Below are 16024 nucleotides of genomic sequence, written 5' to 3' on the forward strand. Positions count from 1 at the left end.
ACCGTATTAATGTGGAATTATCAATATAAAATTGAATGAGTTCAATATAACAACCGAATCAGGATGTAGAAAGCAGCTAGCCTTACAGAGAGCAATGATGTTACATTAAAATCATTGTCGTTGAACGAGACATATTCCTGGTTTAACCGTTAGGACTTGGCGGTATTGTATTAAAGTTAAGAGATTTTTTATCTCTATATCCTTGTGGTCGATTTGCTTGCAGAATCCAGAGATAATTAAGTGTCTTGCTCAACTGTATTTAGACCATTAAAGGTTAAACGAATTGAATTATTGAGGGTATATTTTGAGTAAATTTGTATTACATTCCTTAGATTATTCTCCAGCTCTACCCGAATTGTATCAAAAACTTAGCCATCTTCCCGGTTTTGTATTACTTGAAAGTAGTGATCAGGTAAGGGGTCGTTATGATATTCTTAGTGCTTATCCTTATGATTTTATTCAGCTGGATCAAAATATGCGTGATGTACCGCAATTGTTGGGGCAACTGAATCATATCTTATCCTCGCAATCTGCAGTAACCGATCTTCCTTTTCAAGGAGGAGCTATAGGCTATATTTCTTATGATTTTGGAGCAAAACTATTAGGAATCAATTCAAAGGTACAACCTGGATTGCAGAATATGCCCTTATTAGATCTTGGTTTGTATGATTGGGCTATTATTGTAGATCATTATCAAAAATCTGTGACTTTATTTGCTGCAAACCTTTATCAGGCGACGCATGAGGTAGTCAAGGAGGTTTTAGAATTATGGCACGACTCAGAAAGGCAATGCAACGATGCCACTCTTCAAAGTGATTTTGCTTCTTTAATGAGCAAGGAAGGGTATCTCAAAGCGTTTATGGAAATTTATCAATCACTTAAGGCGGGTAGAAGTTATCAAGTCAATCTCACCCAGCCTTTCCTTGCTACTTATGAAGGAGATAGTTGGGCTTTATATAAAAAAATCAGCAATCAAAATCCAGTACCTTTTTCTGCTTTTTTAAGAACGACTTTTGCAGATATATTAAGTTTTTCTCCTGAGCGTTTTTTGTATTATGAAAATGGTCTATTAGTTACATCACCTATTAAAGGGACTATTCGACGTTCTAACGATCCCCTGGAAGATGAACAATTAAAATTTGAGTTGAGCTCTTGTGAAAAAAATAGAGCCGAAAATGTTATGATTGTAGATCTTCTTCGTAATGACTTGGGTAAAATTGCCCAACCAGGTTCAGTTCAGGTAACTGGTTTATGCGAGGTTCAAAGCTATAATTCAGTTCATCATTTAGTGAGCACAATAAAAGCTCAGTGCTTATCATCTATTCGCCCATTTGATGCATTTTTATCCTGTTTCCCAGGTGGTTCGATTACAGGTGCGCCAAAAATTGAGTCAATGAAAATTATTTATGAACAAGAGTTGTATGCTCGTGGCGTTTATTGTGGTGCAATTGGTTATTTTTCGCGACATGGCCGTTTTGATACGAATATCGCTATTCGTACAATAACAGCTAAGGATAATTTTTTGCATCTGGCTGCTGGTGGAGGAGTCGTTATTGACTCAAACCATGAAGATGAATATCGTGAATGTTTTATTAAAATGGCGGCAATTATGAATGGACTCAAATGAATTAAAAAGAAGTAGTTTTACAAATTCAGCCGTAATTGTTCTTTATGAACAAGAATCTGATTCATTAATTCTCACTAAACGTAGTGATCAACTTAGGGCGCACCCAGGCGAAATATGTTTTCCTGGTGGGGTGTGGGAAGAGGGTGATGAAAATTACTATGCTACAGCACTTAGAGAGTTAAATGAAGAGCTGGGTATTAGTACTAATCGAGTAACACTAATAAAAGAATTAAAGATCGAAAAAACACTCATGGGAAGTATTATTCACCCCTGGTTGGCAAGCATCAGTTCAATACATCCTTATCATTTAAATACTCAGGAAGTGGTTAGTCTAATTTCTATTCCTATGTCCTTGGCGCAAGACCCAGGAAATTATAGAGCTTTTATGATCGAACGAAATGGACGTCAGTATAAAACCTGTGAATTTACTGCAAATAAAGCTTGGGTCTGGGGGGCAACAGCTAGAATCATGAAGCAATTGGTAAAATAAATTCGGTGTTCTATTGTTAACGATAAACGAATATTGTTCGCGTTCCCCCCCAGCTACCTAATATCTGTATTAAAGATGGGAGCTCGGTGGGTCGAGAGAACGACCACACCAACATTCAATGAATCCACAAGGTTTTGTTACACTGCAACAGCAGGTTTTTTATTAGGTAGACTCGGAGAGGAACTGTCTTGCGATTCTTTAAGTGCACGACGAAGAATTTTCCCCACATTTGTTTTAGGAAGCTCCTTATAAAACTCGACTACCTTAGGGACTTTATATGCGGTTAAATGTTCACGACAATAAGAAATAACTTCTTCAGCCGTTAGGTTTGGATCCTTTTTTACAATGCATGCTTTGACACGTTCACCAGAGTCCTTATCAAAAATTCCAACCACACCAACCTCTAAAACACCTGGGTGCATCCCTATAACTTGCTCTATTTCATTAGGATAAACATTAAACCCAGAGACCAGTAGCATGTCTTTTTTTCGATCAACTAAATAAATGAAGCCTTCTTCATCCATTTTTCCTATATCTCCGGTTTTTAAATAGCCATTCTTGGTAAAAACCAACGCAGTTTCATCGGGTCGCTTCCAATAACCTGGGGTTACCTGTGGTCCTTTGATACATATTTCTCCGCTTGTCCCAATAGGAACTTCATTCTCGTTATCATCTAGAATGACTACTTCTGTAGACGGAATAGGTACACCTATACTACCAGTGTATTGTGTAAGATTCATGGGATTAATGATGGCTGCGGGACTTGTTTCTGTTAGGCCATAAGCTTCTAATACAGGAGTCTTAGTCACTTCAAGCCACTTAAGAGCAACACTTTTTTGTAATGCCATTCCACCAGAAAGGGTTATTTTTAATCTACTGAAATCAACGTCTTTAAATTGTGCATGGTTTAATAAACCGTTAAATAAAGTGTTTACCCCGGTAATTGCTGTAAAACGAACATTTTTAATCTCTTTAATAAAATTCCCCATATCACGAGGATTTGTTATGAGTACATTTCTTGCACCTTCTTTTAAGAAGGTTAAACAATTAGCCGTAAGGGAAAAAATATGGTACAGGGGAATTGCGGTTACAATGATTTCATCATCACCTAAACCTAAAGGTTTTATCCATGCATCAGCTTGCAAAATATTAGCGATCATGTTGCCTTGTGTAAGAATAGCGCCTTTGGCTACTCCAGTTGTTCCTCCTGTATATTGTAAAAATGCAATATCATCATGAGTCAAGTCAACGTGATGTAATGGAGATTGTTTTCCTTCTAATAACGCATAATTAAAGGTTACTGCATGAGGGATGTGATAAGCGGGTACCCCTTTTTTTACGTATTTAACTATCGAATTAACGATAATTCGTTTTATCGTAGGAAATAAATCGCCCACTTCGGTGACAAAAACATGCTTTAAGGCAGGAATAGAGTTTAATCCCTTTTCAACAGTTTTGGCAAAATTAGCAAGAACAATAATAGCTTCAGCCCCGGAATCATTCATTTGATGAATGAGTTCATCAGTGGTATACAGCGGATTTGTGTTAACAACAACATAGCCTGCTCGCAAAATAGCAAATAGTGCCACCGGATATTGGAGTAAGTTAGGGAGCATAATTGCAATTCGTGCTCCTTTTTTTAAGTTAAGTTGTTGCAGGTAGGCAGCAAAATCACGACTTAAAGTATTTAGTTCTGCAAATGTAATACTGTGTCCCATATTGGTATATGATGGTTTATGAGCAAAACGAGTACATGATTCTTTAAATAAAGCTACAATTGAAGAATATTGACTTGGGTCAATTTCATGAGGAACTCCTTTTTGATATTGTTCAAACCACCGTTTATCCACCTTAATATCCTTCTGTTATTGGTTTTCACATGTTAGTATAAACAAAAATATTGATTATGGATATCATACTCATGAGTGAAAATACAACACAGATACAAGCGTTTAAATTAAAAGGGCGTCTTTATACATTTACTGTATTACATGTATTAAATACAAACATTAATTTTTTTTCAGAGCAACTCCATAATACAATAACCAGAGCACCAAAACTATTTGAACATATTCCCGTCGTTTTTGATTTATCTTCGGTTCAACATCTAGAGTTTGATTTACAAGCTTTAGTTCAGGTTGCACGGACGCATGGTATGCTGCCTGTTGCTATTCAAGGTGGAACAGCATTACATCATTCTCTAGCACAATCTCATGGTTTAGCTGTGTTACATGCTTCTTCGTCTCAAGATAAGCCCATTGTTGAAAACATCGAAAACACACACCATGAAACAGTGAAAACAACAGCTAAATTACTAACCACCCCTGTTCGATCAGGCCAGCAAGTGGTGGCAAAAGGTACTGACCTTATTATTACTTCTTCAGTGAGTCATGGCGCCGAATTACTAGCTGATGGATGCATCCATGTATATGGTGCTTTAAGGGGAAGAGCTTTAGCTGGTATTTCTGGAGATAAAGAAGCACGCATTTTCTGTCACTCGCTTGAGGCGGAATTAGTATCAATAGCAGGTTTTTATCGCTTAAGTGATGCAATAGAACCTTGTAATAAACCTTGTCAAATTTATTTATTAGATGAACATATACATATTGAGCCTTTATGATAGAAGTTGTTTTTATTTCAGATCTTCATTTGCATCCAGAGGATCAAAAGATTCAGGAGCGATTTAATCAATTTATTGAATGGGCAAAAATCTCTGTTAAAAGTATCTATATCCTAGGAGATTTTTTTCATGCATGGGCAGGGGATGATTCAATAGATGATTGGAGTAGAGGAATTGCTCTTCAATTATATGCTTTAAAAAACATGGGGATTGATATTTTTTATATGCACGGTAATCGGGATTTTTTATTGGGCAGTAATTTTGCTCAACTTGCAGGCTGGACGATTTTATCTGAACCCACTGTGATTCAGTTAGGACATGAAAAAACTTTATTGGTGCATGGAGACCGCTATTGTACTAAAGACTTAGCACATCAACGCTTTAGACGATTAACCAGAAATAGGTTATTTCCATATTTATTTTTAAAGCTACCGCTAAAATTGCGGCAACGCTTGGTAAATCAAGTACGTTATCGAAGTCAGATAAATCAAAACAAATCAATAGAAGAAATGGACGTAGTTTCTGAGGCGATTATTCAACATATGATGCATTATAAAATCACCCAATTAATTCATGGACATACTCATAAGCCAGGTATAACCAATTATGAAAATAATTCGGAAAATCTAAGACGTTATGTACTAAGTGATTGGGATGACAAACCTCATTTGTTGTGTTATGATAATACAAAAGGGCTCTGTTTTGCTTATATTTAATTTTTTGCGGAGAGTTTGGGTATGACTAGTAGTAAAGATGATGATTATGCGAAGAAAATGGCCGAGGCCAAGGAAAAATCTGCAAAGGCGGCAGAGGAGCTTCGTAGACAAGAAAATGAAAGAATAGCCCAAGACTACCAAAATGCGCAAATGCTTAAGCGGCGTATGGAATATGCTATGGCAATGGAGGAACTTAGAAATAAGCATATACTCCATAAAGGGACTCAGCAAGAAACGACTCTTTGGGATGAAGTTAATCGCCTTGCTGACGAAGCCATGAAACCAGAACAAAATTCATATCAAGATTATCGTGCTTCAATGATGTCCTTATTAAATATGTTTGGCAAACTGAATAAAGCAATGAATGTATCTGTTGATCAAACTTTCGGCGAACTTTACAACAAATATGTATATGAGAAAAATGAAGATCCAATTGGTAAAGCATGGATTAAGTTTAAGAGTAATTTGCGTGATAGTATTAAAGGGGATGCTGACATTGACCTGCCTACCCTTCACCATAATGTTACATTTACAGATGGAAAGCTAAATGTTGCGCCATTAACTCGTAAAGACGGTGCCCCTCTGGTAGTTTACGAACGAGATGAAAAGGGAGATGTTAAATATAAAATAGATGACAAAACAGGAAAACCTGAACTCGATGATAAGAACAATCCGATAAAGATAGTTAGCAATAAACCTCACCCTGCAAATGAAGCATTTAAGGCTCTTATTGATGCGTGGTTAATTGAAAATGATTACCATCTAGTGGCTGGGGAGACAAATGTATACATCAATCCAAAGAATGGTAAATATCTAGATGAAGATACGTTCAATAGCTTAAAACCAAGTCTTGCTGAATTCCTAAAAAATCCAGCAAATGCCGAGTTGACTATTGAAGAGGAACCACAGTCTCCATCTTATTCAATGCGATGAGCTTTTTATTGATACGGTATTCCACTATGAAAACGAAATACCGTATCTGTTGTTAAAATAAAACTATTTTCCAAAGATAAAAATATGTTGAGCCGGTTTTCTATATCTCCACCGTATAATTTTGCCAGCCTCAAATAATCTTCAAAATGTCGGGCTTCTGATTTAATTAAAGTACTGTAAAATTTTACTAAATCCTCGTCTTCAAGGTAAGGAATAATTGCATGGAAACGCTCACATGAGCGAGCTTCAATGATGGCGCCAATTATAAGTTGATCGCATAAACGTTGAATCATGTCTCTACTTGTAACCTGCTTATGCATTTGAGTTGCGTATCCAGAAGGCTGCAGTGGACTGAATTGAATGCCTTTTCGAATCATGATTTGTATCACTTTTTCAAAATGAAGTAGCTCTTCACGTGCCAAAGGTGACATGATTTCGACTAATTCTTTTTTTTCTGGATACTTACTGATGAAATTGATAGCAGTTGCGGCTGCTTTACGTTCACAATGAGCATGATCAATCAATAATAAAGGAACGTGTTTAACCGCGTACTCTAACCATTCCGGAGGTGTTTTTACCTGCAGAAAATCATTTACTGATTGTAATTCAGTACCTAATCGTTTTAACATCTATGAATACACTATACTTATTAAAATAAGCTGTCTTATATCACATACTTTGAAAAAATTAAATCGGATGAAAAATGAACGGGGATGAAGTTAATAATGAACTAAGCCATTGGTTTTCTACTTATGGAGCAATAACGGCTGAACGTATCTTGGGGAAATACCAGGTTAAGTTAGAATATGCAGAACTGGTTGAAGCGGTTAAAACTCCGACTAGCTTGTATCATCATTTAGTGCAAGTTCCTTTAAGGAATGTATTAAATGGTATTATTATGGATCAAGCAAATGATTATCATGTTTATGCTCAAAAACTTTTCATTGATTATTTGTTGTCTGGTGAAAGCGCTAAAGATGAAGAAGCTCAAGGAGCTGTGACTCGCGAAGCTTTAGAAAGGGAGCGTCAACAGTTAATATCCCTTGGTGATGAGTTTCATAAGATACATGGACAACATGATTATCTTATTGCTGAAAGTCAATCAGTTCTGATAAAAGTATCGCAGATGTTTAATAGTGAAATGGAAAAAGCGATTAATGCCTTGAAATCACCATTAAAAACTGCGAATTTTTCTGGGCCAAAAAGTGAAATTCGTAAAGCAATTAGACACGCTTTGATTTATTGTAACTTGATGAATAATCAAACACAGGAAAACAAGTTTCAGTTTATTGAAAAAATGAATGAAATTTTTAAGGTATCATTAAATCAGGATCTCAAAGCAAGAATGGTCCTCAATTTGGAAAAAATATTTAAAATTGAATCTGATTTTGATGAACAAATAAAAGAGTATTTTGTTAAGGCTAAAGAAATAACCGAGTTAGCAAATTCCTTTCGAGATCAATTTTACAATACAATTCTTCGTGTCATTGATCTCCTCAAGTTTTTACCTGACTATAAGATTGATCCAGCACAAGACGCTATTAATAGAGAGGCACTATATTTTGATAAGACTATAGGTGCTACCAGGTAAAGAATAACAAATCCAGTTTAAAAAATAAGCTGATCATTGACTTAACAGTGAATTTATATTAGCCATAGAGCAAGGATTTCATGTATAATGTTGCACTTTAACCTAACCCCTATGGAGTGCATAATGACAAAAGAATCAACATTGTCAATTATTAAACCAGATGCAGTAGCTAAGTCTGTAATTGGTCAAATTTATACACGTTTTGAAAATGCTGGTCTAAACATCATAGCCGCAAAAATGATGCAACTTTCTCGCGAGCAAGCAGAAAATTTTTATGATATTCATCGTGCACGCCCATTTTTTAAAGATTTAGTTGACTTTATGATTTCTGGCCCAGTAATGGTTCAAGTATTACAAGGTGAAAACGCTGTCTTGAAAAATAGAGAAATTATGGGTGCAACTAATCCTAAAGAGGCTGCCTCTGGAACCATTCGTGCTGATTTTGCTGACAGCATTGATGCAAATGCAGTACATGGTTCGGATAGTTTAGAAAATGCAACTCTTGAAATTGCCTTCTTCTTCGAACCACATGAAATTTGCGAAAGATAAAATTTTAAAGGCATTAAGTTATTGATTTAGATTGTAGCCTGGGTGGGCGAAGCGTAGCCAGGCTCTTTCTTTTGATTAAAGTTGAGAGATGTGCTCTTTTGAACCTTAGATACGTCATTCCTTAATCACATCCTTTACTTAGTGCCATTAAATCTGGAGTGAAAATTGACTGCACAAAAAGTAAATCTTCTGAATTATAATTATCAACAAATGCGTGAATTATTGAGTAGCTGGGATGAGCAGCCATACCGAGCTCAGCAGATAATACAGTGGATTCATCAAGCAGGCTTAACTGATTTTGCTAAAATGACTAATTTAGGAAAAACACTAAGAGAAAAACTATCTCAATTGTCCTGCATCAAATTGCCAGAAATAATTGCCTGTCAAAAATCAAATGATGGAACTCATAAGTGGTTATTAAAGCTCGAATGCGGAAATTGTATTGAGACGGTATTTATACCTGAAGCTAACCGAGGAACTTTATGTGTCTCTTCTCAAGTTGGGTGCGCGTTGAACTGCTCTTTTTGTTCTACAGCAAAACAAGGGTTTAATCGAAATCTAACCACAGCCGAAATCATTGGACAGGTTTGGTTGGCAGTGCGTGAACTGTCACAAAGCCAAGGGAATCATGACAAAAGAGTCACAAACGTAGTGATGATGGGAATGGGGGAACCGTTACTTAATTTTGATAATGTTGTTTCTGCAATGGATATTATGATGGATGATTTTGCCTATGGATTATCAAAACGGCGAGTTACCTTAAGTACTTCCGGGGTTTTGCCCGATCTGGAACGTTTAAGAGAGGTGAGCCCTGTTGCGTTAGCCGTTTCTCTTCATGCACCTAACGACGAATTGAGAAATGAACTTGTCCCAATTAATAAAAAATATCCATTAGCCCAATTAATGGCTTTGTGTAAAATTTATTTTAAAAATGAACCAAGAAGAAAGGTGACTTTTGAATATGTGATGCTTAAAGGAGTAAACGATCAACCTGAGCATGCAATTCAATTAATCAAGTTATTGCGCAATATCCCTGCAAAAGTAAACTTAATTCCTTTTAATCCATTCCCAATGACACAATACGAGCGTTCTTCGCAGGAAACAATCGATGCATTTAGGGAAAAATTAATGGCTCATGGAATTAACACTATTACTCGCAAGACAAGAGGCGATGATATTGATGCTGCATGTGGTCAATTAGCAGGAGAGGTAAAGGATAGAACGACTCGCTCTCAACGATGGCAAAAGTTGCATTTTATACCCAAGTCCGATCAAGAACAGCGAACAAGAGAATAAAATTTATAAATATGTAAGGGATTCAGCGTATTGGGAGTAGAATGAATCGTCAACAAACCTCTATTATTTATGACAAATCATTTTTAATTTGTCAGTAAGCGGTTATAATGCCCAATCATTTTATAATCTTAATGTGGAATATTGTGCTAAAAGGTTTTTATTCCTTGTTGATTATGGTTTGCTTGTTGATGCAAGCCTGTACCCATAATGAAGAAAGTGAAAAACAAAATTTTAAAAAGCCCAATCTAAGTAAGGCTGCATCATACAATGCCCAGCTTGGTTTAGGTTATTTAAAACAAGGTGACAGGCCTCGAGCTAAAAAGAAATTGCTTACAGCGCTTGAGCAGGAACCTGCATCACCCGATGTTAATTCAGCATTGGCTTATTATTTTGAACAAACCAAAGAATTGGAGCAAGCAGAAAAATATTATTTGAAGGCAATATCTCTAACCGGAAGCGGTGGGGCTCAACTAAATAATTATGGTGCCTTTTTATGCCGACAAGGTGATTATAAGAAAGCCGAAAAATACTTTTTAAAAGCAGCTAATGATGTACAGTATATACATACTGCCGGGGCTTATGAAAATGCAGGATTATGTGCGTTAACTGCTCCTAATGATGAAAAAGCTATGTTTTATTTCACAAAAGCACTAAATCAAGATCCCTCACGGAAGGTATCCTTATATGAGCTGCTGAAATTAGAAATTAAAATGGGAAAAGAGCAGGCTGCTTTTGCTTTAGTACAGAATCATCCTGATTTAGTTTTAAATGACAAAATGCTGTTGTCATTAGCTAAAGAAGTTTCTGAGAAAGTGGGGCAGCATCAAATTGCAGCACAATATGAGCAAAGTATAAATAATTTAAATTCCTATATCGATAACAGTGGAGTAAATAATGAACACAATAACCACTCTGGATGAAAATATACTTGAAAATGATAGGAATCCAGGAGCGCATCTTGCCTCTATACGAGAACAAAAGGGTTATACTATCGAATATGTTGCTAATAAGCTTCATTTAAGAGCCCGTATTATTGAGTTAATTGAAAATAACGAGTTTCATTTGTTGCCTGAACCTGTTTTTGTTAAGGGATATTTGCGAGCATACGCCAAGCTATTGGGTACTTCTCCCGAGCCTTACCTGGCAATATTTAATAAGCAATACCTTGTTGAGAGAAAACCAGAACGTGCATTGTGGCAACAAAGTAAACGCGAATCCCATAAAGCAGAACATATTATTCGTTGGTTTACTCTTTTATTTGCTTTGGGAGTGATTGTTGCTGTTGGTATTTGGTGGCAAAAAAATAGGGATAATCAACAGCTATTTTCAACAAATAGTCCTGCTCCTGTCGATTTATCGCTGAATCACCAAACACCAGTAAATAAAAATTTAGAAATCAAATTAACAGATATCTCTAAAATGCAATCTTTGCTCAATCCAAAGCCAGAAATGTCTCCTTTGGAGAAAAGCAGTGACTGAAAGAATCCAGGCAATTCGTGGGATGAATGATGTTCTACCTGACGCAACGCCTCTCTGGCGCACCTTAGAACAAGTGTTTATTCATGTGCTGACACGTTATGGTTACCAGGAGATACGTTTTCCACTGGTTGAAAGTACACAATTGTTTAAACGCACTATTGGCGAAGTCACTGATATTGTTGAAAAGGAAATGTACACCTTTAACGATCTAAATGGTGACAGTATTACCCTTAGACCAGAAGGAACGGCCGGTTGTGTTCGTGCTTGTCTTGAGCATGGTCTTTTACATAATCAGCAACAAAAACTGTGGTACATGGGACCTATGTTTCGTCATGAACGACCTCAGAAAGGTCGATATAGGCAGTTTAATCAACTTGGTGTCGAAGCATTTGGAATGTCAGGCGCAATGATTGAATTGGAATTGATCTCTATTTGCCGTAAGTTTTGGGAGCAGTTAGGATTTGATAATTTAGTCCAATTACAGGTGAATACTTTAGGGGAATTATCTGAACGACATCATTATAAGAAAGTTTTGGTAGAATACCTACTGGATCATGAAAATCTATTAGATGAAGACAGTAAACGAAGGTTAGATCGAAATCCATTGCGGATTTTAGACAGTAAAAATCCGGAAATGCACAGTTTATTAGCCAATGCTCCAAAATTAATTGATGTTTTAGGCGAGAAAAGCCGTGCACATTTTAAATCTTTTTGTGATGGCTTAGATACATTAAATATTTCTTATGAAGTCAATCCAGTCTTGGTACGTGGCCTTGATTATTATGGACATACAGTATTTGAATGGGTTACAGATAAATTAGGCAGCCAAGCAACTGTTTGCGCTGGAGGTCGTTACGATATACTCGTAGAACAGCTAGGTGGTAATCGAACACCGGCAGCTGGTTTTGCTTTAGGCATTGAAAGAATTTATTTGCTGATGGAAACCTTAAATCTATTAAAGCAAGAAGAGAAAAAAAATACTATATATATCATTGCCACTAATGACCAGGCTGTGATGCGTGGGCTTAAGATTGCTGAGTCCATTCGTAATGGATATCCTAAAGTCGAAGTCTTGGTGAACACTGCAGGAGGAAGTTTTAAAAGTCAATTTAAAAAAGCGGATAAAAGTGGTGCACACTTCGCTTTAATTTTGGGTGACGATGAAATGATCCAGGAACAAATTGGCATTAAAAATTTACGTAGTGGAACAGAGCAAATTACAGTAAAGCAAAATATGCTTCATCAAGTTTTAAAAGATTATTTAGAGTGAGTGTGGGAGAGTGCTATGTCAGTTTATATGACTGAAGAGGAACAATTAGAATCAATAAAAAAATGGTGGAAGCAATATGGCAATCTAATTACTATTGTATTATCGCTAATACTCTTTGGTATTGCCGGATATCGGTATTTGCATTGGCATCAAGAAAAATTAACACAACAAGCTTCTATTGCATATGAGCATATGATGGTTGCTCTTTCAAATCATAATATTAAGGCTGTAAGATCTTATGCTAATGAATTAATCCATGAACATAGTGGATCGGTGTATGCCGATGTCGCTCATATGACCCTCGCCAAAATTTATGTATCTAAAAACAATTTAAACAAGGCAACACAGGAGCTGCAAAGCGTCGCTTCTAATAGTCAAATGCTTGCTTTAAAGCAAATAGCAAAAATTCGTATAGCACGTATCTATGCAGCAGAAAAATCTTATGCTAATGCATTAAAAGAACTTGGTAGCATTGATGATAATACCTATTTACCAGTTATTAATGAATTAAAAGGTGATATTTATGGAGCAACAGGCCAATATCAAGAGGCCATTAATTCTTATAAACTAGCATTAGACGAAGTAAAAACAAATGGAATGGGTAACTTATTTTTAGAAATGAAAACGAATGAGATCACAAGCAAGTCCCATTCAATGATTTCAGGAGATAAGAAAGTACGGTCTGCATAACTAGGGTTGATAACTTTTTTTTCTGGAATTCTGTATTATTTTGTTGAAAATAATTTTAGAACGAAAGGGAGTATTTTCATCCAGATATATATTAAGTATGCTTTTTGGTGCGCTATATAAAAGATGTAGGGCATAATGAAACGATCGAAGATAATAAATTCGGGTGGTACAAATTGAGGCTTTATTTTCATGAAAATTAAATTTTTTATTTTACTTTTCCTTGTTATGGCACAGGGCTGTTCGAAGCTTGATGATTATATGTTAGGTAAGGACAACACCCCAAAACCCAAAGAGCTCAAAGAAATTCAAGATAAAATAAAAGTGTCTAACAAATGGACCGTTTCTGTAGGTAAGGTCTCTAAAAATAATGAGTACTTAAGGCTTAAACCTGTAGTTCAAAGTGGTACTATATACATTGCAGATGCTAGCGGACTTGTTCAAGCAGTGAATAAAAGTAACGGTGAAATAAAATGGACTACACCACTGAAACATGGTTTAGTAAGTGGTCCTACAATTGCAAATGGATATATTGCTTTAGGAACGAGTAACTCCTCAGTTGTTGTGTTAAATCAGAGCAATGGTAAAAAACTATGGCAAGCTAAGGTTTCTGGTGAAATTTTGTCTCCACCTACCATTACGCATCGGAAAGTCATCGTTAAAACAATTGATGGCAAGGTATATTCATTTGATGTGGTGAGCGGTAAAGAATTATGGACAGCAGAACATGGTTCACCTAGCTTGATTCTAAAGGCAAGCTCATCTCCAATAGTGATGGGAAATCTGCTGCTAATTGGTTTTTCTGATGGAAAATTAGACGCGCTTGATATAGATACAGGTCGTGTTATCTGGCAACGAAGCATCGTTTATGCTGCTGGATCAAGCGATGTGGAGCGTTTGGTAGATATAGATGCGGATCCAATAGTTGAAAGTAATGTGGTTTATTTAGCAACTTATCAAGGTTTTATTGGTGCATTATCACTTTCTGACGGACAATTTCTTTGGAAAAAGCCAGGATCTGTGTACAAGAACATGGTTTTAAGTGGAAATACGTTATATGTAACCGATAGCCATGATGTAATATGGTCACTTGATAAACACAGTGGTCGAGTAAATTGGAAGCAAACTGCTTTAAAAGCAAGGATATTAACTGAACCAGCTTTGATCAACAATGATATTGTCGTAGGTGACAAAACGGGATATCTCCATTTTCTAGACTCACAAACAGGTGAAGTACTAGCCCGTGCAAAAATTTCGGGAGGAATAAGTATCTCCCCGACTGTGATTGGAAACCAGTTATACGTATTAACGGACAATGGAATGCTTAATCAATTATCTGTGAGTTAAACATGATCCCTGTGATTGCACTTGTTGGACGTCCTAATGTAGGTAAGTCTACTTTATTTAATAAATTGACAAAAACACAAGATGCTCTTGTTGCAGATTATCCTGGCCTAACTCGCGACAGACAATATGGCCAAGCACAACATGATGACAAGCATTATATTGTTGTAGATACCGGTGGTATCGGGATTGATGATATTGCTGTCGATAGTTTAATGTCGAAGCAATCTGAAATAGCATTGCACGAAGCGGATATTGTATTGTTTTTAGTTGATGGACGCGATGGTTTAACTGGTATTGATGAAAAAATCGCAACTAACCTGCGAAAATTAAATAAAAAAGTCCATCTTGTTGTGAATAAAACTGAAGGTCTAGATGATGATATTGCGTGTGCTGATTTTCAATCCTTAGGGATTACAAGTATCCACTCCATTTCTTCCTCCCATGGTACTGGTATACGAACATTGTTGGATGATATTTTATCACCATTTGTCCCTCAATGTGAAAAGGTTGAAGAAATGCATGCGATTAAAATCGCCTTTGCCGGTCGTCCTAATGTTGGGAAATCAACGTTGATTAATCGAATTTTAGGAGAGGAACGAGTTGTTGTTTATGACATGCCTGGAACTACCAGAGATAGTATTGCCATTCCTTTTGCCAGAGATAACCAACAGTATGTTTTAATAGATACCGCAGGAGTTCGAAGAAAATCTCGAATAGATGAAAAAATTGAAAAATTTTCAGTGATTAAAACACTAAAGGCAATTGAAGAGTCAAATGTCTGTTTACAACTTTTGGATGCCAATGAAGGAATTACCGATCAAGACATGAACTTGCTTGGTTTTATTATTGAATCGGGCAAGGCTTTAGTGATTGCAGTGAACAAATGGGATGGATTGGACGAAGAGCATAAAGAAAAAATCAAAAGCGAATTATCAAGAAGATTACACTTTGCGAATTTTGCTAAAATCAGGTTTATTTCAGCCCTGCATGGTAGTGGAGTAGGAAATCTGTTTAAAGATATTAATGAAGCTTATACCTCTGCAATCCAATCTTTTTCTACACCAAAATTAACCCGTTTACTTCAAGACCTCAGTACAAAACATACTCCTCCATGTGTGAATGGACGCAGGATTAAGTTGCGTTATGCACATCTTGGTGGTCATAATCCACCTGTCATTGTTATTCACGGAAACCAATTGGCTGACTTGCCTGATAGCTATAAACGATATCTCAATAATGAATTTATTAGGCATCTTGGATTAGTTGGTACTCCTTTGAAACTTGAATTTAAAGGGGGAATGAATCCCTTTGCTGAAAAGAAAAATAAATTATCACAGCGTCAAGTTAATAAAAAAAGAAGATTAATGAGTCATATAAAAAAGAACGCCAAAAAAAAGAAATAGACTCTTTGTAAAAGAG

The 16024-nt window shown here is 36.3% G+C and carries 16 protein-coding genes; 14 read left to right on the plus strand and 2 right to left on the minus strand.

Translation table 11 applies throughout. The annotated features are described in order from the left end of the window. Nucleotides 1–304 precede the first annotated feature (304 nt). Entirely contained in the window at nt 305–1627 is a 1323-nt protein-coding gene (pabB, locus tag EKG34_RS12760) for an aminodeoxychorismate synthase component I (RefSeq protein ID WP_003631707.1), read from the plus strand. Further along, nucleotides 1614–2117: an NUDIX hydrolase gene (locus tag EKG34_RS12765; protein WP_003631705.1), complete on the plus strand. Its 504-nt coding sequence runs from the start codon at nt 1614–1616 to the stop codon at nt 2115–2117. Before pabB ends, EKG34_RS12765 begins: the two co-directional genes overlap by 14 nt. Before the next feature lie 137 nt (nt 2118–2254). Here EKG34_RS12765 and EKG34_RS12770 read toward each other — a convergent pair whose 3' ends face one another. Then, complete coding sequence (locus EKG34_RS12770) at nt 2255–3967, minus strand: AMP-binding protein (protein WP_003631704.1); 1713 nt, start codon at nt 3965–3967, stop codon at nt 2255–2257. A gap of 71 nt (nt 3968–4038) precedes the next feature. On the opposite strand from EKG34_RS12770, the gene minC reads away from it, so the two are divergent. The 3 genes from minC to EKG34_RS12785 are packed head-to-tail and all read left to right on the plus strand — an operon-like array spanning nt 4039 to nt 6386. Next, nucleotides 4039–4737 (plus strand): septum site-determining protein MinC, encoded by a 699-nt coding sequence (minC, locus tag EKG34_RS12775; protein WP_003631703.1) that lies wholly within the window; start codon nt 4039–4041, stop codon nt 4735–4737. Further along, nucleotides 4734–5453 carry a UDP-2,3-diacylglucosamine diphosphatase gene (locus tag EKG34_RS12780; RefSeq protein ID WP_003631702.1) on the plus strand — a complete coding sequence of 240 codons (720 nt, stop codon included), beginning with the start codon at nt 4734–4736 and terminating at the stop codon, nt 5451–5453. Before minC ends, EKG34_RS12780 begins: the two co-directional genes overlap by 4 nt. A 21-nt stretch (nt 5454–5474) precedes the next feature. Then, complete coding sequence (locus EKG34_RS12785) at nt 5475–6386, plus strand: hypothetical protein (protein ID WP_003631701.1); 912 nt, start codon at nt 5475–5477, stop codon at nt 6384–6386. Between the two features lie 5 nt (nt 6387–6391). Here EKG34_RS12785 and EKG34_RS12790 read toward each other — a convergent pair whose 3' ends face one another. Continuing rightward, nucleotides 6392–7015 carry a MiaE family protein gene (locus EKG34_RS12790; RefSeq protein WP_003631700.1) on the minus strand — a complete coding sequence of 208 codons (624 nt, stop codon included), beginning with the start codon at nt 7013–7015 and terminating at the stop codon, nt 6392–6394. Nucleotides 7016–7089: 74 nt separating this feature from the next. Between EKG34_RS12790 and EKG34_RS12795 the strand changes: the two genes are divergently transcribed. The 9 genes from EKG34_RS12795 to der all read left to right on the plus strand — a co-directional run bounded on the left by EKG34_RS12795 (nt 7090) and on the right by der (nt 16008). Then, nucleotides 7090–7977 (plus strand): hypothetical protein, encoded by an 888-nt coding sequence (locus EKG34_RS12795; RefSeq protein WP_003631699.1) that lies wholly within the window; start codon nt 7090–7092, stop codon nt 7975–7977. Nucleotides 7978–8100: 123 nt separating this feature from the next. Then, nucleotides 8101–8526, plus strand: coding sequence for a nucleoside-diphosphate kinase (gene ndk / locus EKG34_RS12800; protein ID WP_003631698.1), 426 nt, complete (start codon nt 8101–8103; stop codon nt 8524–8526). A gap of 165 nt (nt 8527–8691) precedes the next feature. Continuing rightward, on the plus strand, nt 8692–9822 hold the full coding sequence (rlmN, locus tag EKG34_RS12805; RefSeq protein ID WP_003631697.1) for a dual-specificity RNA methyltransferase RlmN: 1131 nt from the start codon (nt 8692–8694) through the stop codon (nt 9820–9822). A gap of 143 nt (nt 9823–9965) precedes the next feature. Beyond that, complete coding sequence (pilW, locus tag EKG34_RS12810) at nt 9966–10742, plus strand: type IV pilus biogenesis/stability protein PilW (RefSeq protein WP_003631696.1); 777 nt, start codon at nt 9966–9968, stop codon at nt 10740–10742. Continuing rightward, entirely contained in the window at nt 10717–11301 is a 585-nt protein-coding gene (locus tag EKG34_RS12815) for a helix-turn-helix domain-containing protein (RefSeq protein WP_003631695.1), read from the plus strand. The genes pilW and EKG34_RS12815 overlap by 26 nt, the downstream gene beginning before the upstream one ends. Then, entirely contained in the window at nt 11294–12571 is a 1278-nt protein-coding gene (gene hisS, locus EKG34_RS12820) for a histidine--tRNA ligase (protein WP_003631694.1), read from the plus strand. Before EKG34_RS12815 ends, hisS begins: the two co-directional genes overlap by 8 nt. A gap of 15 nt (nt 12572–12586) precedes the next feature. Further along, complete coding sequence (locus tag EKG34_RS12825; protein ID WP_003631693.1) at nt 12587–13261, plus strand: YfgM family protein; 675 nt, start codon at nt 12587–12589, stop codon at nt 13259–13261. 189 nt (nt 13262–13450) lie between these two features. Beyond that, complete coding sequence (bamB, locus tag EKG34_RS12830) at nt 13451–14605, plus strand: outer membrane protein assembly factor BamB (RefSeq protein WP_003631692.1); 1155 nt, start codon at nt 13451–13453, stop codon at nt 14603–14605. 2 nt (nt 14606–14607) lie between these two features. Further along, a complete protein-coding gene (gene der, locus EKG34_RS12835; protein WP_003631691.1) occupies nt 14608–16008 on the plus strand; it encodes a ribosome biogenesis GTPase Der in 1401 nt (466 codons plus the stop codon). The last annotated feature ends 16 nt before the right edge of the window (nt 16009–16024 follow it).

This window comes from Legionella longbeachae, from assembly GCF_004283175.1.
Taxonomy (GTDB): domain Bacteria; phylum Pseudomonadota; class Gammaproteobacteria; order Legionellales; family Legionellaceae; genus Legionella; species Legionella longbeachae.